A 24276-nucleotide genomic window follows, 5' to 3' on the forward strand; every position below is an offset into this window, starting at 1 on the left:
CCTTGCAATAGCAGGGTTTTAAATAAATAAAACAAAGATAGTGTTAACACTATCAAAATAAATAGGAGTGTGAAAAAATGAGTAATTATAAACTTATTAATAAAGAAGAAACACTATATCTTGATGATACTATTAACTTTCTAAAAAAAGAACTTAAGAAAGATGAACATATTATAACCTTTAGAAAAAAAGACCTTATTACTTCAAGAAAAGATATGTGGCAAGAATCTGCTCATTCTTCAAATGATTTTGATAAAATTCCAGAAATGCTTCAACATCTTTCAGAAGTTGATAGTCAAAATCATAGCTACGAAAAAACACTTAACCGTATAAAAAAATATACAAAGATTTTAGACTCACCTTATTTTGGAAGATTCGATTTTAAAGAAGATGGTTATGATGATTTTGATAAAATTTATATTGGTCTTTATAACTTAATAGATAAAGATACAAGTTCGATTTTAATATACGATTGGCGTTCACCAATTTCAAGCATGTTTTATCAATATGAAATCGGCAAAGGATCATACACCGCACCCTTCTCAATAATTTCAGGCGATATTCTTATGAAGAGACAATATAAAATCAAGAATTCCAAACTTCAATATTGTTTTGATAGTAGTGTAACAATTAATGATGAAATACTTCAAGAAGTCCTTAGCCATAATTCTTCCTCAACAATGAAAAACATAGTTGAAACTATCCAAAAACAGCAGGATATAATCATTCGTGATACTGAAAATGAACTTTTAATTGTGCAAGGCGTAGCTGGAAGTGGTAAAACTTCTATAGCACTACATAGAATTGCATATTTACTTTATGTTGGTATTGGATCAAAATTGCATTCAAACAACATTGTTATAATTTCACCAAGTTCTGTCTTTAGTAAATATATTTCAGGGGTTTTGCCAGAGTTAGGTGAGGATAATGTAGAAGAAACTACTTTTGACAATATTATAGTTGATTTCTTAGATAATAGATTTATATTTGAAAATAGAAAAGAACAACTTGAATCCTTAATTCTTAATAATGACCAATACCTTAATATAAAAATGGAAAACACTAAATTTAAAGGTTCAAAAACATTTGTTATAATTCTAGATAGATTAATCCATTATTATGAACATAATTTGATTAATTTTGAAGACTTATATTATGATGGTAAAATTATTGAAACAAAGCAGCAACTAAATAATCTTTTTCTAAATGGTAAAATGGATATGCCAATATCAAAAAGACTTAAAAGGATTGAAAGTATGGTGCTTAATAAAATTCACCCTTTAAGAAAAGTAAGACTTGAAAAATTTCAAAAGATTGTTCTAAATGCTAGTAACCACCAACTTGAGATAAAATCTTTTAGCAGATTGATGGCAATTAAAGAATCTAAAGTATTAATGAGCCATATTCACAAGTATTCACAGGTTGATCATGCAAATTTATATGGATTGCTTTTCAATAAAACCGGACTTTTTCTAAAACTTTCCAAAGGGTTAGAACTGCCAAAAAACATTAAACAAATGATATTGAGCACAACAAAAAGTCTCCATAAAGGGATTATTAATTATGAGGATTGTGCCCCCCTTTTGTATATTAAACTTAAGCTTAATGGTAATCATGAGTTTTCAGATATACAGCAGGTTGTCATTGATGAAGCTCAAGATTATTATTCACTTCAATATGAAGTTTTTAATCTTTTATTTGCTAAAGCTAAGTTTACAATATTAGGTGACTTTAACCAAACTCTTGAAAAACATGGTAATAAACTTATTTATGATGATATAGAAAAAATTCTTCACAAGAAAAAAAGTCTTAAACTTTCTATGAATAAAAGCTTTAGATCATCAATTGAAATTAATTCATTTACTCAGAAGATATTAAATAGCAAAGAAGTTTTTGTTTCCTTTGATAGACATGAAGAAAATCCACAAATTGTATACAAAGATAATGAGATGTCGATTTATGAAGCTATTATACTGGATATTCACAAATACGTAAGTCTTGGGTATGAGTCTATTGCAGTTATTTGTAAAACGCAAAAAGAAGCCCTAATAATTGAAAAAGAATTAATTAATTTAGATAAAATTAAATTATTAAATATAGATGACACTGAAATTATAAAGGGTACCGTAATTATTCCATCTTATATATCAAAAGGGCTAGAATTTGATGTAGTACTTGTTTTCAATGTTTCAAAGGATAATTATAATAGTGAATTCGATAGAAATCTCTTATATGTTGCTTGCACAAGGGCACTACATCGACTTGTTATTTATTATACTGGAGAAAGGAGCGAATTTTTAAATTTTAATAAAATATAAAAAAAGATAGATAAAGGCTATTTAAAGTCTTTATCTATCTACTATTATATTAGATATATTTGTTGTTGGTATTGAATTTCCGTTTCCATCTGATTTTGCCATTGTTAAATTCGTCATCACATCATCTCTAAATTGATCTGGTACCTTCTGAATTGTTCTTAAACCTGCTTTTACAAGCCTGCTATACATATCAACCATTTTTATTCTTCCTTTCACTATTAAAAATTTTCCATTATCTAATATTATTAACATATTTTTTTAATTTATACATTTTTCATAATTCTTTAATTACTTTTTTTTCAGTCTATTGTAAAAAACACCAATATACAATTAATGCATATATTAATATTAATAGTTAAAACAAAGATATGTGTACTCTATTAGATATTCCTCAAATTCACTAAATTAATCATAACTAAATAAAGGTTTATGAATGACTAATGATATATTTGGTAATAATTGTATAATAAAAGTTATTAAAATATAGGAGGGGCAAATGTTTAATAAAAGTAATAATGAAAGTACTAACAAGATTTCTAAAACAATATATGACCCTGAATGTGGCATATCTGTACGTTGCAAAACAATTCTAAATACAGGTTTAATAACAAATTATTTTATAAATATAGAAGGTTATAATGGTACCCTCACTGTATTATTAGATAAAGATGGAAACTGTATATTATCACAAATAAAGTTATAATAATAAAGTTATTGATTACTCTAACATAGTATAAGTTTTAATAGACATTATATAAAAAGCATCTATAGGGAAACACTAATTAAATCGTGTTTTCCTATAGATGCTTTTTAATTAAATACCTTTTAACAATTATGAAGCACTACCACATATTTGCTCCTACTAAAGAATCCTATACATACTTTTTCATGTGTTTTAATGCATTTTTTTCGAGTCTTGACACTTGTGCTTGAGAAATGCCTATTTCGTCAGCTACTTCCATTTGAGTTTTCCCATCGAAAAATCTTAAATTTAATATTAACTTTTCTCTATCTTTTAATTTATTCATTCCATCTTTAATTGATATGTTTTCAAGCCAACTATCATCTAAATTTTTAGTATCTTTTATTTGATCCATTACATAAATTTCATCCCCACCATCATGGTATATAGGTTGAAACAAAGATACTGGATCTTGTATAGCGTCTAGAGCAAATACTACATCCTCCCTTGGTAATTCTAGCTCCTTCGCAATTTGTTCTACAGTTGGCTCCTTATTGTTCTCATTTACCAATCTGTCCCTAACCTGCAATGCTCTGTATGCAATATCTCTGAGTGATCTACTAACTCTTATAGAGTTGTTATCTCGTAAGTATCTTCTTATTTCTCCTATAATCATAGGAACTGCATATGTTGAAAATCTCACATTTAGACTTAAATTAAAATTATCAATAGATTTCATTAAACCAATACAGCCAACTTGAAATAGATCGTCTACATTTTCTCCTCGATTATTAAAACGTTTTATTACACTTAAAACCAATCTTAAATTGCCTTCAATAAATACATCTCTACATCCAGGCTCACCACTTTGTATCCTATACAATAACTCTTTCATTTCTTTTTCTTTTAATTTCGGTAATTTTGAAGTATTTACCCCACATATCTCTACTTTATTAAATATCATAAGGTCATCATTCCCTTCAATGTAATTGCTTTTAAATTATGTCCTTAAAATTTATTTGTTATACTAAAGACAACCCTACAATATTTTGTTAATTTTTTCCTTAATCATTTTATTTTTTAATAAATTTCCTATATAAATAAAAAAAGCACTTATGAATACCATATGAGTAATAATACTATAACTATTACAATAGAATTAAACGGAACAAAACAAAATGTAGATAGCTCCTAAATATAGATTAGAAAGGTGGCAAATATTTTGAAGGTTATAGTAATTGGTGGTGGCTGGGCTGGTTGCACCGCAGCAATAACAGCAAAAAAAACAGGTGCAGAAGTTGCATTATATGAAAAAACAGATATGCTTTTAGGCCTTGGTAATGTTGGTGGTATAATGAGAAATAATGGACGATATACGGCAGCTGAAGAATTAATAGCATTAGGTACAGGAGATTTTATACATGTGACTGACGAAAATACCAAACATAAAAACATTGATTTCCCGGGTCATAAAAATGCTTGGCTTTATGATGTAAATAAGATTGAGCCAGCAGTTGGAAGATATTTAAAAGCTATGGATATAGAAGTAAACATGATAACAAGAGTCGTTGATATTAAAAAGGAAGGCAATACGATAAAGGGAATATATTTATCTGATAAGACTTACATTGAAGGCGATGCATTTATAGAAACTACGGGTTCAGCTGGACCAATGAATAACTGCTTAAAATACGGAAATGGATGTGCAATGTGTGTTTTAAGATGTCCAGCATTTGGTGGAAGAGTAAGCATAAGTAGTAAGGCAGGTATTAAAGACTTAAAAGGTGAACGAGAAGAAGAGGGTGTATATGGAGCCTTTAGTGGTTCTGGTAAACTAGCTAAAGGTTCTTTAGCTAGTGATTTAGTAAAAGAACTAGAAGAAACTGGTGTGCTTATTGTAAAAGTCCCAGAAGAAGATGTAAATTTAGATAAACTTAAAATAAAAGTTTGTCAGCAATATGCTTTAAAAGAGTTCGCTGAAAATTTAATTCTTATTGATACCGGCGACATAAAACTTATGACCCCCTACTATCCATTGGAAAAATTAAGAAGGATCAAAGGATTTGAGAATGCAAAATACGTAGACCCATATGCAGGTGGAATAGGAAACTCCATCAGATATGTATCTATAGCTCCAAGAGAAGACAGCATGAAGGTTAATGACTTAGATAACTTATTCTGTGCTGGAGAGAAGGCAGGTCTATTTATAGGTCATACTGAAGCAATGGGAACTGGTGCACTAGCAGGATATAATGCCGTAAAAAACTACTTAGGAATGCCTCTTTTAATATTACCAAGGACCTTAGCCGTTGGAGACATAATAGCTTACGCAAATGAAAAAATGCAAACTAGTGAAGGAAGAAAAAACAGATATACTTTTGCAGGTGCAGAGTATTTTAAAAGAATGAAGGAACTTGGGCTTTATACTATTGATAAAGAAGAAATTAAAGCAAAAGTAGAAAGTTTAAGTTTAACCAATATATTTAACAAAAAACTTATATAGATAAAAATCAAAAGATCAGACTCGAAAGTCTGATCTTTTTTATAGCGTGTTATTTTATGAGTGATCATCTTTTTAGTTTTTTATCTTCCTCTACTGCCTCTTTCATTTTCATAGCTACCCATGAAGAAATTTTCATACCTTTCCTTTTAGCATACTTGCAAAAGTCCTCATATATTATTGGATCAATCGTTATATTTTGTCTATGAGCAACCATTAACAATTAGGCTCACATGGATATATATAGTTGGCTGCTGTACGAACTTCGATTTCATCAGGTCTACTTCTATCATCATCTGGAAGTACAAACACTAATTTACGTACAATTGAACCACATTCATCTTTACATTCATTCTCTCTACATACCACTGTAATAAATCCTCTAAATGCAAGTATTCTGTGGCAATTGTCATATATTATAACTGCAACGGCTACTTTTTTATCAAAGCATACATTGTTTATTCTTACTCTTACGGTTAATAATCTAGCACCATGTTTCTCCATATCTACTGGATCTGCATTAATGACACTACATAATTCACATGAACCTTTATCACACTTACTACATTTTTCAATTTTGCCCATTTAATAAAACTCCTTTATATATAAATTTTAGATAAGACAATACTTATTAATACTGATTTTGTCATCAAATTTTCTATAGCTACATATATCACTACAATATATTTTCAACATAAAACTTATACGTTGATATATGTTCTACTAAATCAGATTAATGTTTTAAATTGCCTTTGTTTAAATTTAAAAGTTTAATTAATGGACTTGCATAGGATATAAATAATGTATATTCTACACTACTAATGTATTCACTCTAAGCCTAAATGTGAATGAAAATTTAGATCTTTAGAAATTAATATTATCCTTTTTTTATAAAAATAGACCTCCTCTATTTACATCAATAAATAGAAGCGGTCTATTTGTTATTTTTAAAAGCTAATACTAGCTAACTCTATTTTGTAATCTTAACTTATCAGCTACCATTGCTATAAATTCAGAATTAGTTGGTTTGCCCTTTTGATTGTTAATAGTATAACCAAAAAGATTGTTTATTGTGTCTACCTGTTCTCTACTCCAAGCAACTTCTATTGCATGTCTTATTGCTCTTTCTACTCTACTAGCAGTAGTATTGAATTTTTCACCTACTAATGGATATAATTCCTTTGTAACTGATGACAAAAGTTCAATGTCATTTATTACCATGTTTATTGCTTCACGTACAAACATATAACCTTTTAAATTAGCAGGTATTCCAATCTCATGAATAATACTAGTTATTTGCCCAATCATATCGACATCGTCAGTATTCCCTCTATTAACTTTAATTGCATTGCTATCAACGTAAGTAGCTGTTTTTGGTGCTTCGTTACTATATATATTTTCATTTAGAGTTTGTCTTATCCTATTAGCAAACACTTCCATATCAAAAGGCTTTATAACATAATAATCCGCTCCAAGTGCTATAGCTCTCTGCGTTATTTTCTCGTGACCAACTGCTGATAAAATTATTACACGAGGTCTTGGATCGAGCTTCATTGTATTTAACCTCTCTAAAACTCCTAGTCCATCAAGAATCGGCATAATTATATCAAGTACTACTAAATCAGGTTTTTTTTCTTCAATCAGTTTTAATGCCTCTACTCCATTTTGCGCAATTCCAGTAACAACTATATCCTTTTGTGTTAATAGGTAATCATTAAGAATATTACAGAATTCTTTGTTATCATCAACAATAATTATATTTATTTTTTTCTCTTCCATGTTCGTAATCTCCTTCACATCTCAATTATGTATCCTAATAATTATAAATTCTACAATTAATTGGTAAATCCTTTAATTTTAAAAAAATATTAAAAAAATATTACCGAATTAAATGCTTGAATGGTAAATGTTTCTATTTATTATATTGTTTTTACATTTATTATATACTTTCTTATATATTAACATATAACCAATTACATTGCCACATAATAAATTGTATTTTTTAGTATTTATTGTATTTTTTGTATTTTTATAAAACTTTAATAAAACTTTAATAAAACTTTAATAAAATTTCAGCTTGATACATCATGTATACAAACTGAAATTTATATATTTATTCTCTATTATTTAAAAATAAAGAGAATAATTTTAAATAAGATTGTATGATTTTGCTAATTTTTCGAAAGCTGGTAATGAATTTTCTATTTTCTTATAATCAATACAGTAAGCTAACCTTGCATGTCCAGCGCAACCAAAAGCAGATCCAGCTACTAATATTAAATTAAATTCTTTTGCATCCTCGCAAAACTTTTTATCATCCTTTATTGGAGTTCTAATAAATAAATAAAATGCTCCTTGTGGTTTTATGCAAATAAATCCTATTTTGGTAAGATAGTTGTATAATAAATCTCTATTCTTTTGATATATACTAACATCGACTTCAACATCAAGACAATTTGCAATAACTCTCTGAAAAAGTGATGGTGCATTTATAAATCCTAGAATTCTATTTGCAACATTAAGAGATATCATTATGTCATCAAAACAATCCATCTTTGTATTTGCAACTACATAGCCTATTCTTTCCCCAGGTAATGATAATGATTTACTGTAGGAATATCCAATAAATGAATTTGTATAATATTTTAAAATATATGGAACAACAACGTTATCATAAACTATTTCTCTATAAGGCTCATCAGATATAAGATATATGCTTGTACCGAGCTCTTCTTGTTTTTGACTCATAAGTTTTGATAAATCTTGTATAACCTTCTGCGAGTAAACAATACCCGTTGGATTATTTGGTGAGTTGATAATAATTGCTTTCGTTCTACTATTTATTTTATCTTTTAACCTCTCCATATTAGGTTCAAAAGTATCAATATCTGTAGAAACAACAACAAGTTTACCATCAAAATTATTTACATAGCTTCTATACTCACCAAAAAATGGTGCAAAAACAATAACTTCATCTCCTGGATTGAGTAATGTTTTTAGTAAAATATTTAATCCTCCAGCAGCTCCACAGGTCATAACTATATTATAGTATGAAATATCTATATCATGCTTTTTATTTAAAAATTCAGCTATCTTTTCTCTAACATCTATATATCCAGAATTGTTCATATATCCATGGACAAGTTTAGGTGCTGTTTCATTTAATATTTTATTAACTTCAATTTTAATATTTTCAGGTGGGGCAACATTGGGATTACCTAAACTATAGTCAAAAACATTTTCTTCACCATAAATATCAGATAATCTTTTACCTTCCTCAAACATCGCTCTTATTATAGAACTGTTAGCAACTAAATCTTTCATTTTATTAGATATCATTTTAGGTCTCCTCTTATTATAAAATATATTAATAACCCCATAGAATCTATATCATGTTAGCTTTTTTTATGTACTCTTTATAAGACTAACTTGAATAGTTTGAATTATTAGTTTATATTATAACATAGATGTTAATTATACTTATATCTTTTTATATAATTCTTCTACATATGGCTTTCTTTCTTTTATTAAAGATAATAACAATGGATAATTAAATTGTCCACTGCCAATTAAGACTTGTTTTACTTTTCCACAAGCAAACACAAATTCTCATAACATAATCCACTCCCTAAATATATTTTATTATCTATATCCTAATAATTAAAAAGTTTTACAAAAGATGTTTTATCATACTTATCATGATCAATTAACATAATAACCTTGCATGCCCTTGATATCATAATTCTTTTGATTTCTGCCTCTTCTTCATTTGCATCTAATATTCCCTTTTGAATATCCATTCCTTTGCAGCTCTAATATAACCACCATAATATTTAAAGCTTCTTGTGGTTGAGCTTTTACTCCAGATACAAAGTGGGCCTCTTGTAATGCAACTCCCACTAAGAAAATAGCAAGTGGTCTTTCCCATGTAAATAGGTAGACAAGAATTAAAATAATAACAAATATTACAGTAAACATCATTGCCGCATATAAAAATGAGTTAGGTGATTCTTTTCCTAATGAATTTATTCTTCTATCACGATTGGAGTTTTAATGAGAACAGTAACTTTGGTGAAGTTTTTTGGTGCAGAGGTAATTCATGGTTTGCCTTTGGAATTTTAGACTATATCGAAGCATTTGATGGAAAAATTAATTCTGGAATTAAGAAGTATTTACTTGATACTTTTAAAGCTCAAGTAAACACTTTAGTTAAATATCAAGCGAAGTCTGGTTTATGGCATACAGTTATAGACGATGTTACTAGCTATGAGGAAGTTTCTGGTTCTGCAGCTATAAGTTACAGGAATACTCACTGGAATACGCCTTGGGATACTTGATGACTCATTTAAGCCCTATGCTGAGAAAACAATAATGGCTCTTCTGGAAGCACTTAACCATCTATAAATTTAGATAATAAACTAGCTTTTATTCAAAATAAAATAAGAATGAGTCAGGATATACAGTCTGACTCATTCTTACTTTGTTCTAAATAATTAAAAATTTTATTTTCTTTTACTTAATTCAGTCTTTTCATATTCCTTTACATCATCAAGCCATTTTTCAGCTACTGGAACATTATTCTTTTCACAATAATAATTCCAGATATCGCCCATTGGATAAGTTTTAAACTCTTCCATTAAAGCCAATCTTTCTGTAAAGTTTCCCTGGTCTTGCAAATCTTTTAATTTTTCATTAGGTGTTAGCATTGCACTTAGTAATGCCTTTATCATATTTCTTGATCCTATTGTCCATGCTGCTATTCTATTTATACTAGCATCAAAGAAATCGAGTCCAATAATTACTCTACCTAATGCATCATTTCTTACAATTTCCTTAGAAAGTTCTTTGATTTCATCATCAAAAAGTATTACGTGATCTGAATCCCATCTTACTGGTCTACTCACATGAAGCGCAACTTTATCATTAAATAAAAGCATTGCAGATAATTTATCTGAAACAACCTCTGTTGGATGATAATGTCCTGTATCCATTAATGACATTATGTTGTTTTTAGCTGCATAACTTATATAAAATTCACTTGATCCTACAGTATAAGCTTCTGCTCCTAGGCCAAATACCTTTGATTCAACACAATCAAGATTATACTTTTTATCTATCTTTTGGGTAAATATTTCATCTAAAGAATCTTTAAGTCTTTTTCTAGGTCCCATTCTATCACTTGGAATATCTTTGTATCCATCTGGAATCCAAATATTAGTTAAGCAAGTTTGTCCAAGCTCCTTGCCAAAGTATTCTCCTATTAATCTCGACGCCTTGCAATGTCTTATCCAGAAGTCTCTTATTTCCTTGTTAGGACTAGATAGAGTTAACCCATCTGCAGCTTTTGGATGTGAAAATATTGTTGGATTAAAATCAAGCCCTAAACCATTTTTCTTTGCCCAATCTACCCATTTTTTAAAATGTTCTGGTTTTATTTCATCTCTTTCAACTACTTCTCCATCAGTCTCAGCATATATAGCATGTAAATTAACCTTATGTTTTCCTGGAATTAAACTTAGCGCTTTATCTAAATCTTTTCTTAATTCTTCCCCATTTCTAGCCTTTCCTGGATAATTACCAGTTGCAGCTATACCACCTGATAATGCATTCTGAGTTTTTTCAAAACCAGTTACATCATCTCCTTGCCAGCAATGAATTGATATTTTCACCTTATTAAGCTCTTCTAGAATTTTATCTACATCAAGTCCCCATTTTTCATATTCCTTCTTAGACATCTCATATTTTTCTTTAATGTTCATTTATATTTGCCTCCCTTATAATTTATATACTCAATTATCTATATTTAAACGTCATCTGGTTTAAATGTAACAATATGAAAAGATTCTTTAATAGCTGCTCTTGCTTGTCCTAAATCTTTAAAAATGTCATAACTTAAGAGTTGAGCTACAATATTTCCTATCGCAGTTGCTTCAACTGGTCCAGCTAATACTTCTTTTCCAGTAACTTTTGCAACTAACTCATTTAAAAAATTATTTTGGCATCCTCCGCCAAAAATATTTATTCTCTTGAATTTTTTTTCAAATATTTCTTCAATATTTGCTACAGCATTCTTATAACAATGAGCTAAACTATTATATACACACATTGCTATCTCGCCAACATCGCACGGAACCTTTTGATCCGTCTCATAGCAATAATCTTTTATTTCCTTTATCATGTTTTCAGGTTTTAAGAACCTATCATCATTAACATCTACTATAGATGCAAAATCTGCTTTTGCTCTTGCCAAATCTACGAGCTCCGCAAAAGAATATTTATTCTCAAGATTTCTTGAAACCTCTTGGATTACCCAAAGTCCCATAATATTTTTAAGGAATCTAAATCTATAATCTATACCACCTTCGTTTGTAAAATTGTATTCCATAGTTTGTGGTACACATAATGGGAATCTATTTTCAAGACCAATTAACGACCATGTACCTGAACTTAAATATAAACTATCACTATCATTACATACTGATGATATAAACGCTGAACCAGTATCATGAGTTGCAGGAAGTACAACTTCCATATCAAATCCAAATTCTTTGACTAATTCTTTTTTTAACCCACCAAGTTTAGTCTTAGGTAATTTTATCTCTTGAAATATGTCCTTCTTAATCCCTAGATCATCTAAAATTTTTGGATCCCATGTCCTATCAAAAGAATTAACTAATTGAGTTGTTGTTGCATTAGTATACTCATTAACTTTTTTTCCAGTAAGCAGAAAATTAAGATAGTCAGGAATCATTAAAAAAGTTTTTGCTTTTTCTAAAATTTCAGGTTTGTTTTTCTTTATGGAAAGTAGTTGATATATACTATTAAATCTTTGGAATTGAATGCCTGTATATAAATACATCATATCTTTAGGTATAATCTTAAACACTTCTTCCATCATACCTTCAGTTCTATCATCTCTATAAGATACCGCATTACCTAATATTTCATCATTTTTATCTAGCAACACAAAATCTACAGCCCAAGTATCTATTCCAACACTCTTTGGAATTTTCCCAAGTTCAACACATTTTTTAATTCCTATTTTTATGTTCTCAAATAACTTATCAATATCCCAACAATATTCATCTGCGACCTTGCTAATTCCATTTTCAAATCTATAAATCTCTTCTAATTTTAATTTTCCATTTTGAGTTGAGCCTAATATATGCCTTCCACTTGAAGCTCCAATATCAATGGCTAGATAGTATTCCATAACTTACCTCCAATCTTTTGCAAACGTCTACTTCTCGTATAACTTTGCCTATAGCTAATATTTTAGTTTAATAGTCTTATAAATCCTATGTCCTATAAAGAGAATCTTACTGTCCTAATAAGCAATCAAACAATAATATTATTTTCTTCGATATTCATCAGGAGTAACTCCTACTTGCTCTTTAAATTGTCTATAAAAGTAACTCACATTTGAATAACCAACTTCAGTAATAACATCGATTACTGACATTTTTGTACTATGTAATAAATATTCTGCTTGTTTAATTTTTTTTTCTTTTACAAGTTCAGTTAAATTTTTACCTATAATCTTCTTAACTAATTTACCTATATAATCAGGATTATAACCAAAATAATCTGCCATACCTTTTAATGTGATAACCTTAAAATGTTTGTTAATATAATTTAGAATTTCAGTAGATATTGTAGAATCAATTTTAGAAACGATTTCACTAGATAGATACTTTTTATAATCCCTTAATAGTTCATTAAATAAAAGCATAATATATGCACGAATTGCTGTTTCCATTCCATTTTTTTTATCATAATATTCCATAAGTATTTGTATCATAAAATTACAAACCTTATCGTTCTCTGCTGTCTTAAAATGAATATATTGCTTAAACTCACTTTTCCCATATATTGCTTCAACGATAAAATTAGATATTAAATCATTATCAGCAATTTGACTCATAAAAATCCAATCAAAAAATTCTTTTTTTATTAATACATTAATGGCAATATCATCTTCACCTGCAGCCTCAATGCTATGTTCAACATTCATGTCTAGCAATAAAATTTCTCCCTTTTCTATTACTAATTTCTCACCTTCAATAACCTGATTTATTTTTCCTGAATATACAAACATCATTTCTAAATAATCATGTTTGTGTTTCTCAAACTTTACAAACCTATCATGCTTATGGATAGCTATAACTTCTGATTCATTCATAAGTTTTTCATTGTTTATTATCCACAAATTATTTTTAATTTTATTTGAGAAGTGTTCCTTAAGTTTAACGTCAAAATTTGTACTTATTTTAGTATTATACAAATTGTAAGTTTCTTTTTCTATGTCATTTAATTGTTTTAATTTTTTATCAAGATCTTTAATATTCATATTATCACCATCACTTTTTATTTTATAATCATTTATTATGGCCTTATGAATTTATTATAGCCTTATAAATTTAGTCTTACAATTTAAAGTTGATGGTGATCATATTTTTATAAAAACAATTCTATTATAAAAGTTATTTTATTATTAATTACATATTCAATTCACCATAACGTTCTTTTTCAATTGCTTCAAGTGTCCTACCTGAAGTTTTGGGAGCAAATACAACACCTATTATTCCACTGATTATAAGGAATCCTACCATGAATGCTGCTGCCAATTGAAAACCAAACTTGCTCATTATAGTTGGGATAACAAAACTCCATATACCAAGCGCGATACGAACAGCAAAGAACATTACGCCTTGAGCCGTAGCTCTATATTTTGTTGGAAAAAGTTCACTAGCCCATAACTGATAGAATGGTTGTGCACCAAATCCAAAAGAAAGTCCATTTACAACAACAAATATTACAAGCATGCTAGCATTCATACTTGATGCTGGCAATAAGAATATTGACCATGCACCAATTGCCATTATAGCCGCTGCTGCATATAATACCTTTCGACTAATTTTATCTCCAAGTTTCATGAAAATGAAATAAGTGCCGATAGCTGTAAATCCAAATAATACTGCTTGAAGTAGATTAGCCTGTTGGGCTGAAACCTTGCCAACTGTTTGATAAATTAATGGCATAAAGAATCCCATTGTACCTGCTGCCAGGTTCCAAAACAAATATACACCAAGCAAAAACAATATTGATTTGAAATTCACTGGTTTTAATATATCTTTTACAGTGACCTTTTGGAATTTCCCTTTTGCTATAAGTTGTTTTTCTTTTTCCTTTTGTACAAGCCAAGATTCTGATTCTGGCAATGTTCTTCTTATTAACCAAGTGATAAGAGCCACTACAAATAAATGTGCAAAAACTATACGACTACCAAGTAATCCAAGATTTCCAAGGGCTACTGATAAAATCAGAACAATAATTGGACCAGCTGACCATGCAAGTTGCGCTGTACCACAATGTTTCGCTCTTTCCTTAGCCGGAGCCCCTTCTGCGATAGTAGTCCAAGAAGCTGGGATGTCAGCACCCACTGATAATCCAACGATTATATAACCTGTTAACATCATTGCGAAATTCTGTGAAAATATAATAAATAACATACCAAACATATAAAATAACATTGAAAAATTATAAACCAATTTACGACCATATTTATCACATATATAACCACCAATTAATGCACCAAGAGCTGCTGAAACAGCATTTGAACTTAAAGCACTAAGTAACCCAAGTTTCATATCAGTCATATGAAGATATTTCGTCCAAAGTGATAAACCAGCAGCTCCAGCAACTATAGAGCCCGCATCAATGTAATTTGCCATAGACGCTGAAATAGTTGTTTTCCAGGTTAATTTATTCTTTTCTTTACTTGTCATTTGTTTTTCTTCTTTACTACTCATTTCTTTCCCCCCTTTTAATTTAAATGGAATAATTCTTTTAACTCAAATGAAACTGGGCTATTATCTTCATTTGTTTCCATAACATCTTTCATATAAGCCCACCATTTTTGGCATATGTCCGTTGCATCACTTTTACTCCATAAAGCTTCATCTTCAATTTCTAAATAAGCAATTAAACTATTTGTCTGTCCATCCAAGAAAATAGAATAGCTTTTTGCACCATATTGATGTAACATTTCCACCATCTCAGGCCAAATTTCATCATGACGCCTTTTATACTCCTCGTGAAACCCACTAAATACTTTCATTACAATACATTTACGTACCATTTAAATTCCTCCCCTATGTATAATTAAATTTGCTTAATTTGATTTATTATTTTATTATACGTTTACATAAATAACATACAAAAATTCTTTTTCATTTGATTTTTTACAAATAAGTTTGAAAATCAACTATAATCAAACTGTAAAATTTTAAATTTGTATACGCTTTCTGTATACGCTTTCTTGACTTAGTTATAGTATACTCAATTGCCTAGAAACATTCATTAACCTTAAAAGTGTTATTGACTATCAAATTCAGTTTTTTATACGATTAAATAAAATGACCTATATCATTAAATCCAAAGAATTATGATATAGGTCATTTGTTTTTTAAGAAACTATTTTAATTGATATTTCTCTCTTTTCTTTCCTTGGAATTAATCGAATTCCTAATGGCTCCTCAATATAAGTCGCATTCTTAACTTCCTCTACCTTAAATATTCCTCGTAGCAAAAGACTCCATGGTTTATTTGAAATATCAACTTTTATATTAATATCTTGCCCTTTTCTTTCTACACTAACCTTTAGCTGCTCTAAGCTATTTGTATCATGAACAATTGAACTTATAGTTGATCCGTCTTCAATTTCAAATACCTGAAGAGTAACTCCATTAGCATAATCATAATCAGGCTTATTATAAGCATTGCCCACTGCAATTATACTATTGGGCCTAACCATTAAAGGTATACTTAAATAATTGTGTTTTTCAAATTTCCAAGTTCCACCTACAACCTTTTCATTTGTAAAAAAGTTTGTCCATATACCCTTTGGAAGATAATAAGATACCTCACCACTTGTATTAAATATTGGTGCAACAAGCATTGATTCACCAAGCATGTATTGCCTATCAATATATTCACAGTTTGGGTCCTTCATAAATTCTAAAAACATTGCCCTCATCATAGGAATTCCTTTGTTTGCAGCCTCTATTGCGACGCTATATAAATATGGCATTAGACTACATTTAAGCTTTGTGAAATATCTTAAAACATCAACTGACTCCTCGTCGTATACCCAAGGTACCCTATATGATTTACTTCCATGCAACCGACTTAGAGGGGATAACATTCCAAAAGCTACCCAACGTTTATAGATATCTGGCGTTGAAGTATTTTCAAATCCTCCTATGTCATGGCTCCAAAATCCAAACCCAGACATAGAAAGTGACAATCCTCCCCTTAAGCTTTCTGCCATAGATTCATAATCTGCTGTAGAGTCTCCACCCCAATGAACAGAAAACTTCTGACTTCCAACTGTTGCAGACCTTGCAAAAACTATAGCTTCTTTTTCACCTTTAATTTCTTTTATAGACTCAAAAACCACTTTATTATATAAATAAGTATAGTAGTTATGCATTTTTACGCTATCGTTACCATTATAATATACTACGTCTGTAGGTATTCTCTCGCCAAAATCAGTTTTAAAGCAGTCAACTCCCATCTCCATTAACTTCTTAAGTTTAAGAGAGTACCAAGCAGCAGCCTCTGGATTTGTGAAGTCAACAATAGCCATTCCAGCCTGCCATCTATCCCACTGCCAAACACTACCATCCTTTTTCTTAATAAAATAGCCATTTTCCATTCCTTCATCAAACATACTTGAACGCTGAGCAATATAAGGATTAATCCAAACACAAATCTTTAATCCCTTTTCTTTAAGTCTTTTAAGCATCCCCTCAGGATCTGGGAATACATTTTTATCCCATTTTAAATCACATAGGTGATACTCCTTCATCCAGAAGCAATCAAAATGAAATACCGCTAAGGGCAAATCTCGTTTTGCCATACCATCAATTATCCCAGTAACAGTTTTTTCATCATAACTTGTAGTAAATGAAGTTGTTAGCCATAGTCCAAATGACCATGCTGGAGGTAAACTAGGTTTGCCAGTAAGTGATGTATACTTCTCAAGTATAGCTTTAGGACTTGGTCCATATATTACATAATACTCAAGTGATTCACCTGGAACACTAAATTGAACCTTAGTCACTCTCTCTGATGCAACCTCAAATGATACTTTCCCTGTGTGATTTACAAACACACCATACCCCTTATTAGTCATATAAAATGGAATATTCTTATATGATTGCTCACTTGAGGTACCACCATCTTCATTCCACATGTCAATAACTTGACCATTTTTCACAAGTGATGTAAATCTTTCACCCAGCCCATAAACACACTCTCCAACACCAAGATCTAATTGTGTCATCATATAATTTCCATCATTTTCTTTTTTCATATATGCCATTTTTTTATAACCGGTTTTTGTTATAGATTTCTCACCATTCATAAAATCTATTATAAATGGTTCTTTTTTATTAATACATACATTTAAATTACCTGTATTAAGGACTATTTCACTATCATCTTCTTTTATAGACATATGTTTATTTAAAGTATCCGCAATATCAAACTTTGGATCTATTGCAAGCTCCCCTTTAAAGTGATTCATGCTTACGCAAATGATATCCTCCATAGGAGATGAAAACTTAACCGAGACAAGCATCCCATCTACCGTATCCGCGCGATCACGAATTGCCTTATCTGGGCAATATATTGTTACAGAATTCTCACAAGTTTCTGCATCATAAACCTGCTTAGGATAGTGAGCTTCTATATCTTTTTTTAACAACCAATTTCCATTAGTAAATTTCATCTTCCATCACCCCTTAAATTAAAATATTATTCTATTATTCTTTTACTGAACCTGAGGTCATTCCAGTTACAATATATTTTTGACCAAGTATGAAAACAATGAGTACTGGAATACAAGTTAACACAATATCAGCACATACAAGATTCCACTGAGTTGAAAACTGTCCGAAAAAGTTATAAACGGCTAGTGTCATTGGCCATTTACTTGATTCGTTTAAAAAATATATTGACATAGTAAAATCATTCCAAGTACTCATAAAATTAAGTACAAATAAAGTTGCTATTATTGGCTTAAGAAGTGGAAATATAACCTTAAAGTAAAGAGATTTTGGAGTACAACCATCTATAATTGCAGCCTCATCTAATTCCCTTGGAATTGTGTCTATAAATCCGTATGCAATAAATATACTAATTGGCAATGCAAATGCAGCATAAATAAGTATTATTCCTATTCTAGTGTTAATCAAATGGGTAAACTGCATTACCTTCATTAAAGAAATATAATTTACCGGCATAGCTATTCCTAGAACTAAAAAATAATATATAAATCTATTCATTTTGCTTTTATTCCTTGCAAGGACAAACGCTGCCATTGTTGCTAAAAATACTATAAGTAATGTACTAGTAGATGCATAAACAAAACTATTAAAAAAAGAACCAAGTAGCTTACCTTTTTCAACAACTACTGAATAATTTTCAAAAATTAACTTTTTAGGTAAATCAAGATTAAGTGTATACGACTCTGCAGCGGTTTTAAATGAACTAATAAATATTACAACTAATGGTATTAATACTATTAATGAAACTATCCAAGCAATAGCATTTTGAAATACTCGCATTAATATCTTCTTTGTTTTCATTAGTATTCCTCCTTTTTATTAAGACCCTTAAGGATGAAATATGAAATTGCCATGGTAAATACAGCAAGTAATGTAGATAGCGCTGTACCAACTGCATAGTTACCTCTAGAAAACTCCTTGAAAACAGCTGTATTCATAACATCAGTTGCATATCCAGGTCCTCCATTAGTTAATACATAAATAATATCAAAAACTCTTAACCCATAAGTTACATTTAGCACAGTTGTCATTATTAATGTTGGCATTAATAATGGAAGTGTTATTTTAAAAGTTTTTTGCAAAAAAGTTGCCCCATCCATATCCGCTGCTTCATAATAACTCTCTGAAATACCTTGGATTCCTGCAATAAATATTACCATTCCATACCCAACGCCTTTCCAAGAATCTACAAACATAACTGAATTAAAAGCATAGTGTATGTTTCCTAACCAATCATGTGCAAGAAAACCTAATCCAATATTATTAAAAAATATATTTAAAAAACCAGTTGTTGGATGTAAAATTCCTTTAAAAACTAACCCTACGATAAGATAAGATAACACTTGAGGTGAAAATATAACCATTCTATGAAAATTAGCTAACTTAATACCTCTTGTAAAAAGTAATGCAAAAACTAAGCCCAAAATAGTTTTAATTGCTGTTGTGAATATTGTAAAATACACTGTATTTCCAATGTATGTCAAATATGTTTTATCCTTAACAAATATTTCTTTAAAATTATCAAGTCCTATAAAATTGACTTTGTCACTAAAACTATTCCAATCTGTAAATGAATAAAAAATACCTATTACAGATGGTATAAAACATAGAATAAAAAATAACAATAAAGCTCCCGAAGCGAAATACCATGGGTAAGTTTTATTTCTATCCATAATCATCAATCCTTTCTATTATTAATTAGAAACATTATAAATTTAAAATATTAGAATAATGAGTTGTACTAATCAAATATTCGATCATACAACTCATCATTATAATTTTATTTAGTCCAAGCTGGATCCTTTTGAAGCTTAGCTTGGTCATCACGACGTTTAGAAATACTACTAATTACCTGATCAGACGTCATTGCACCAGAATACATAGCAGCTATATCTTTACCAACATCCATCCATTGTGGATCTATATATTTAACCCCTACTTGAACAACTGTAGCCTTTTTAAGGGTAGCAATATAATCAGTATAAGATTGAGGATATTTAGGTTTTATTTCTGGCCAACAAACTTGTAAAGAATTAGGATCGCCATCAAGCCTTTTCTGTAAAACCTCTTTTTTAGCTAAATATCTAAAAAATTTAACTGCTTCGTCTTTATTTTTGCTTTTAGCATTAGCGAAATATGCATTACTAGCAGGATTAATTCCAAGAACTTTATTATCTCCCCATGGCTCTACGAAGACTCCTACATTACCTTTAGTAGTTGGAAAATCTTTAGCTAGATTTTGTTCCCATCCAAATCCGTCAAGTACCATTGCAGCTTTTCCATCAGCAAAAGCTTTTTCTGCACCCTCAACAGTATTGCTCATATAATCTGTTCCAAAGTACCCTAAAGTTTGGAACTCTTTGAGCTGTGTAAGAACTGTTTTAATTCCTTTAACGTCTTTTATATTTTCTGTATTGTTGTTTAATTTATCATAAACTTTAGCATCATTTTGTATATAATTTCCACCGGTTTCGAATAATGGTAGAACTTGATGCCATCCATTTTGCATTCCCTCATAAACTGGTGTTACTCCTGTAGCTTTTATTTTTGCAGCTACAGCCTTAAATTCCTGGTAAGTTGTTGGTACCTTAAGTCCCAAATCCTTGAAAATCTTTTTGTTGTAATAATACCAATAAACTTTATAGCCTGGAAAAGTTATACCATAGACTTTCTTATTATAAGAGATAGATGGTAAAACACTTGGATCCATTCGTTTAACAAATTCCTCATTTGTAAGATCTACAACATTGGTATCCGGTCTAACCCTATCATATAAGCTAAATGGGTCTGCATCAGCGCAAAATATATCTGGTGCTTCTCCTGATGAAATTTTTGTTTTAAGAAGATCTCTCCATTGTGCATCTGGAGTTATTTGGAAATCTATTTTAACTCCTGTTTCTTTCTCATAATCTTTTGCAATGCTTTGAACAATTCCACTAGTTGGTAATCCTGATTGATGTGAACCAAATGTTAGCGTGATATTTTTTTTGGTAGTTCCACCAGTTGATTTACTAGTACTACCACAACCTGTAAAACATGCTGTAGTTAAAAAAATCGTCATACAAGTTGCTAAAACCGTTTTCATTTTCATACAAGTACCCCCCTTGAATTATAAATAAAATAGTGTAGAATTAATTTGAAGAACTAAACCCTTCAACTTATATATTTATAGTACAATTATTTTACTCCATATTAAATGGAGAAAACCGTTACATTGTTTGCACTTTTCCTACCCATATTATATGAAATATATGCATAAGACCTAATTGGGGGCAAATTAGATGAAATTTAAAACTCTTCAAGTAAAGCTTTTTATAAGTTATTCTTCTTTTTTTATTATTATTTTATTTATTATTGGTGCTATTTTTTATTCTTTTTTTTCAAATTATACCACTAGGAAGGTATCTGAGCAGCAAGGACAACTTTGTACTTCAATTTCAAACTCGCTAGATGAAGAAATAAAAAAAATGGATACTACTTCTATGAATATAGTTTATTCAAACCTAATAAAAGATCATTTTCAAAAATATCTATTACTCAGGACAAGCACCCCTAAAAGTAATATTTCAATATATAGTGAAAGATATTCAAATATTAGGTCACTTATAGATGTGGTAATGGCCATTCTAGGCCCATTTCAAACAGTAAGTCAAGCTAACATATACGATTTTAATGGAAATATGATTGGCGCAGGATTATTTAATGGTGAGGTCTCTATGGATTTACACCAAATGTCTTGGTATAATAAAACACTAAATCTAAATGGAGCTAAATATATCAGTGTACCATCCCATATTAAACTTTTAGACTCCTCAATTTTTAAACAATTTGAGAACCATAAATTTATGTCAACTACAAGAACGTATAGTGATAGCAACTATAACAAACTAGGGATAGTTGAGATAGTCCAAGACTGTGAAACGGTATTCAAATACATAAATACTCTTAAGAAGACTGATAACACACTTCAAATATATGTATTTAACAAAGAAGGCTCCAATATCTATCCTTATGATAATAAAAAGATCTCAACTGGTGTTTATTATCAAAGCATTATAAAAAATCAAAAATTAAGTTCACTTAATATCCATAATGTCAAAAGCCCAACAGATGGTACAAAGCAATCAATGACTTACATGATTTCAGATTATTCTGGATGGTCGATCATTTTAGTTCAATCACACAGAGTTATTTTTTCATCATTAATTAACTTTACTAGTACCTTTATTTTACTATCAATTTTAGTATTATTTATGATACTACTTTTGTCATATGCCGTGTCAAAAAAGGTCACTGTACCATTAAGAAAAATAAGACATGCATTAAAAAATATGAATATTGACGAGCTATCATCGCAAAGTTCAATTGGTCCATCCATGTCTAATAATAACCTAAACGAAATTGAGCATCTAAACAGGACTTTTAATACTATGTATATAAAACTTGGAAGGTCTTTAAATGAACTACTCATTGCAAAATCAGAAGAAATGAATGCTAAACTTCTTGCAATGCAATCACAAATGAACCCTCATTTTCTTTATAATAACCTTGCTAATATAAGTGTTATGGCTGAAGAAGGAATGAATGAAGAAATAGTGTCCATGTGCCATGATGTATCCTATATGCTTAGATATATTTCAACTGATAGTAAAGAGGGGGTTGCTCTAAATTTTGAAATAGATTACACTAATAAATATTTGAATTGTATGAAAATACGTTATGAAGAAAATCTTAAATTTGAAATTACAATAGAAGATGGGATGATGGATATAATTGTTCCAAAGCTACTTATTCAACCAATAGTCGAAAACTCCATAAAATATGGACTTAACTCTCTTCCACCATGGAATATATTGATTAATGGCTACGTATCTAATGACAAATGGTATATAAAAATAACAGATAGTAGTTTAGGTTTTGATCCCGCTATAATAAACAAATTCAAAGAATTGATGTCTCATCCAATTGATTCCACGAATTTGCAAGATATGCAAATTGGTGGGATGGGACTTATAAATATATGTACCAGATTAAAATTAATGTATAAAGAAAATGCACTTTTCACTATAACCAATCTTAAAGGCAAAGGCACAACTATATTAATAGGTGGATTAATAAGAAGGGTGGGGAATTTATAATGGAGCTTACTGTGACCTACAAAGTACTTGTAGTAGAAGATGAGGCATTAATAAGACGAAATATTGTAAAGAAAATTCAAGGACTCAATCTAGGATTTAATGTTATAGGTTCTACTAGTGATGGCAAAAGTGCTTTAAATCTTATTGAAACCGAATTACCACAGCTTGTTATTACTGACATACAAATGCCAATAATGGATGGACTAGAACTGGTAAAAGCCCTTTATTTTACTTATCCTAATATAAAAGTTATCATCTTAAGTGGCTTCCATGAATTTGAATTTGCCCGTCAAGCAATTCAATATGGTGTAAATGATTATTTATTAAAACCTGTAGTTATTGAGGAATTATCAACAGCTCTTACTAAAATTAAACTTAAGCTGGATTCAAATTTAACTTCAATATCAAATCTTGCAAATATAAAATCAAAACATATAGCTCCGCAGGAGTTAGTAAATGCTGTAGAGTTATACCTTCGTTCAAATTATAAAACTGAAGTACCACTAGAAACCATAGCTAAAAGCCTTAATTTTTCACCAGATTATCTAAGTAGAGTTTATAAAAAATGTACCGGTAAATCCCCTTTAAAATATTTAATTCACCTTAGAATAACTGAAGCAAAACGTCTTCTAACTAGCAGTTTAGACCTCGAGATTAAAACCATTGGTGAACTTGTAGGTTACAGTGATCAATACTATTTTAGCCGCACCTTTAAACATAATACAAATCACTATCCTAGTGAATACAGAGCCTTAAAAGAAAATGAGGAAGGAGATCTATAACT

General features: G+C 29.8%; 22 protein-coding genes. 6 read left to right on the forward strand and 16 right to left on the reverse strand.

Features of this window, described 5'->3' with window-relative positions:
• Window positions 1-77 precede the first annotated feature (77 nt).
• Window positions 78-2318 carry a UvrD-helicase domain-containing protein gene (locus Q0649_RS14090; protein WP_298843258.1) on the forward strand — a complete coding sequence of 747 codons (2241 nt, stop codon included), beginning with the start codon at window positions 78-80 and terminating at the stop codon, window positions 2316-2318.
• Between the two features lie 30 nt (window positions 2319-2348).
• Here the strand turns inward: Q0649_RS14090 and Q0649_RS14095 are convergent, their stop codons facing one another.
• Window positions 2349-2570: a CD1375 family protein gene (locus Q0649_RS14095; RefSeq protein WP_298843261.1), complete on the reverse strand. Its 222-nt coding sequence runs from the start codon at window positions 2568-2570 to the stop codon at window positions 2349-2351.
• A 244-nt stretch (window positions 2571-2814) separates the two neighbouring features.
• On the opposite strand from Q0649_RS14095, the gene Q0649_RS14100 reads away from it, so the two are divergent.
• Window positions 2815-3021 carry a DUF6440 family protein gene (locus tag Q0649_RS14100; RefSeq protein WP_298843264.1) on the forward strand — a complete coding sequence of 69 codons (207 nt, stop codon included), beginning with the start codon at window positions 2815-2817 and terminating at the stop codon, window positions 3019-3021.
• A 169-nt stretch (window positions 3022-3190) separates the two neighbouring features.
• On the opposite strand, the gene sigG is transcribed toward Q0649_RS14100, so the two are convergent.
• A complete protein-coding gene (gene sigG, locus Q0649_RS14105; protein WP_298843268.1) occupies window positions 3191-3964 on the reverse strand; it encodes an RNA polymerase sporulation sigma factor SigG in 774 nt (257 codons plus the stop codon).
• A 258-nt stretch (window positions 3965-4222) separates the two neighbouring features.
• On the opposite strand from sigG, the gene Q0649_RS14110 reads away from it, so the two are divergent.
• Window positions 4223-5503 (forward strand): FAD-dependent oxidoreductase, encoded by a 1281-nt coding sequence (locus tag Q0649_RS14110; RefSeq protein WP_298843273.1) that lies wholly within the window; start codon window positions 4223-4225, stop codon window positions 5501-5503.
• A 64-nt stretch (window positions 5504-5567) separates the two neighbouring features.
• Here Q0649_RS14110 and Q0649_RS14115 read toward each other — a convergent pair whose 3' ends face one another.
• The 5 genes from Q0649_RS14115 to Q0649_RS14135 all read right to left on the reverse strand — a co-directional run bounded on the left by Q0649_RS14115 (window position 5568) and on the right by Q0649_RS14135 (window position 9300).
• Window positions 5568-5717 (reverse strand): hypothetical protein, encoded by a 150-nt coding sequence (locus Q0649_RS14115; RefSeq protein ID WP_298843276.1) that lies wholly within the window; start codon window positions 5715-5717, stop codon window positions 5568-5570.
• A complete protein-coding gene (locus tag Q0649_RS14120) occupies window positions 5717-6085 on the reverse strand; it encodes a hypothetical protein (protein ID WP_298843279.1) in 369 nt (122 codons plus the stop codon). Before Q0649_RS14120 ends, Q0649_RS14115 begins: the two co-directional genes overlap by 1 nt.
• 375 nt (window positions 6086-6460) lie before the next feature.
• Entirely contained in the window at window positions 6461-7279 is an 819-nt protein-coding gene (spo0A, locus tag Q0649_RS14125) for a sporulation transcription factor Spo0A (RefSeq protein ID WP_298843282.1), read from the reverse strand.
• A gap of 369 nt (window positions 7280-7648) precedes the next feature.
• Window positions 7649-8839, reverse strand: coding sequence for a pyridoxal phosphate-dependent aminotransferase (locus tag Q0649_RS14130; protein ID WP_298843289.1), 1191 nt, complete (start codon window positions 8837-8839; stop codon window positions 7649-7651).
• Window positions 8840-9153: 314 nt separating this feature from the next.
• On the reverse strand, window positions 9154-9300 hold the full coding sequence (locus Q0649_RS14135) for a hypothetical protein (protein WP_298843294.1): 147 nt from the start codon (window positions 9298-9300) through the stop codon (window positions 9154-9156).
• 219 nt (window positions 9301-9519) lie between these two features.
• Here Q0649_RS14135 and Q0649_RS14140 point away from each other — a divergent pair, with 219 nt between their 5' ends.
• Window positions 9520-9837 carry a glycoside hydrolase family 88 protein gene (locus tag Q0649_RS14140; RefSeq protein WP_367179389.1) on the forward strand — a complete coding sequence of 106 codons (318 nt, stop codon included), beginning with the start codon at window positions 9520-9522 and terminating at the stop codon, window positions 9835-9837.
• Between the two features lie 165 nt (window positions 9838-10002).
• Here the strand turns inward: Q0649_RS14140 and rhaA are convergent, their stop codons facing one another.
• The 9 genes from rhaA to Q0649_RS14185 form a co-directional block, all read right to left on the reverse strand.
• Entirely contained in the window at window positions 10003-11259 is a 1257-nt protein-coding gene (gene rhaA / locus Q0649_RS14145) for an L-rhamnose isomerase (protein ID WP_298843297.1), read from the reverse strand.
• A gap of 44 nt (window positions 11260-11303) precedes the next feature.
• Window positions 11304-12713, reverse strand: coding sequence for a rhamnulokinase (gene rhaB, locus Q0649_RS14150; RefSeq protein ID WP_298843300.1), 1410 nt, complete (start codon window positions 12711-12713; stop codon window positions 11304-11306).
• Between the two features lie 138 nt (window positions 12714-12851).
• On the reverse strand, window positions 12852-13850 hold the full coding sequence (locus Q0649_RS14155) for an AraC family transcriptional regulator (protein ID WP_298843303.1): 999 nt from the start codon (window positions 13848-13850) through the stop codon (window positions 12852-12854).
• Window positions 13851-13998: 148 nt separating this feature from the next.
• Window positions 13999-15312: an MFS transporter gene (locus tag Q0649_RS14160; RefSeq protein WP_298843306.1), complete on the reverse strand. Its 1314-nt coding sequence runs from the start codon at window positions 15310-15312 to the stop codon at window positions 13999-14001.
• A gap of 14 nt (window positions 15313-15326) precedes the next feature.
• Window positions 15327-15641 (reverse strand): L-rhamnose mutarotase, encoded by a 315-nt coding sequence (gene rhaM / locus Q0649_RS14165; protein WP_298843309.1) that lies wholly within the window; start codon window positions 15639-15641, stop codon window positions 15327-15329.
• Between the two features lie 327 nt (window positions 15642-15968).
• Window positions 15969-18296 carry an alpha-xylosidase gene (yicI, locus tag Q0649_RS14170; RefSeq protein ID WP_298843315.1) on the reverse strand — a complete coding sequence of 776 codons (2328 nt, stop codon included), beginning with the start codon at window positions 18294-18296 and terminating at the stop codon, window positions 15969-15971.
• 34 nt (window positions 18297-18330) lie between these two features.
• Window positions 18331-19155: a carbohydrate ABC transporter permease gene (locus Q0649_RS14175; protein ID WP_298843318.1), complete on the reverse strand. Its 825-nt coding sequence runs from the start codon at window positions 19153-19155 to the stop codon at window positions 18331-18333.
• Window positions 19155-20027 (reverse strand): carbohydrate ABC transporter permease, encoded by an 873-nt coding sequence (locus tag Q0649_RS14180; protein WP_298843321.1) that lies wholly within the window; start codon window positions 20025-20027, stop codon window positions 19155-19157. Before Q0649_RS14180 ends, Q0649_RS14175 begins: the two co-directional genes overlap by 1 nt.
• 107 nt (window positions 20028-20134) lie before the next feature.
• On the reverse strand, window positions 20135-21445 hold the full coding sequence (locus Q0649_RS14185; protein ID WP_298843324.1) for an ABC transporter substrate-binding protein: 1311 nt from the start codon (window positions 21443-21445) through the stop codon (window positions 20135-20137).
• A 190-nt stretch (window positions 21446-21635) separates the two neighbouring features.
• Here Q0649_RS14185 and Q0649_RS14190 point away from each other — a divergent pair, with 190 nt between their 5' ends.
• Window positions 21636-23492, forward strand: coding sequence for a sensor histidine kinase (locus Q0649_RS14190; RefSeq protein WP_298843327.1), 1857 nt, complete (start codon window positions 21636-21638; stop codon window positions 23490-23492).
• Window positions 23492-24274 (forward strand): response regulator, encoded by a 783-nt coding sequence (locus Q0649_RS14195; protein WP_298843330.1) that lies wholly within the window; start codon window positions 23492-23494, stop codon window positions 24272-24274. Before Q0649_RS14190 ends, Q0649_RS14195 begins: the two co-directional genes overlap by 1 nt.
• Window positions 24275-24276: the final 2 nt, after the last annotated feature.

The organism is uncultured Clostridium sp., from assembly GCF_937920395.1.
GTDB lineage: Bacteria > Bacillota > Clostridia > Clostridiales > Clostridiaceae > Clostridium_AD.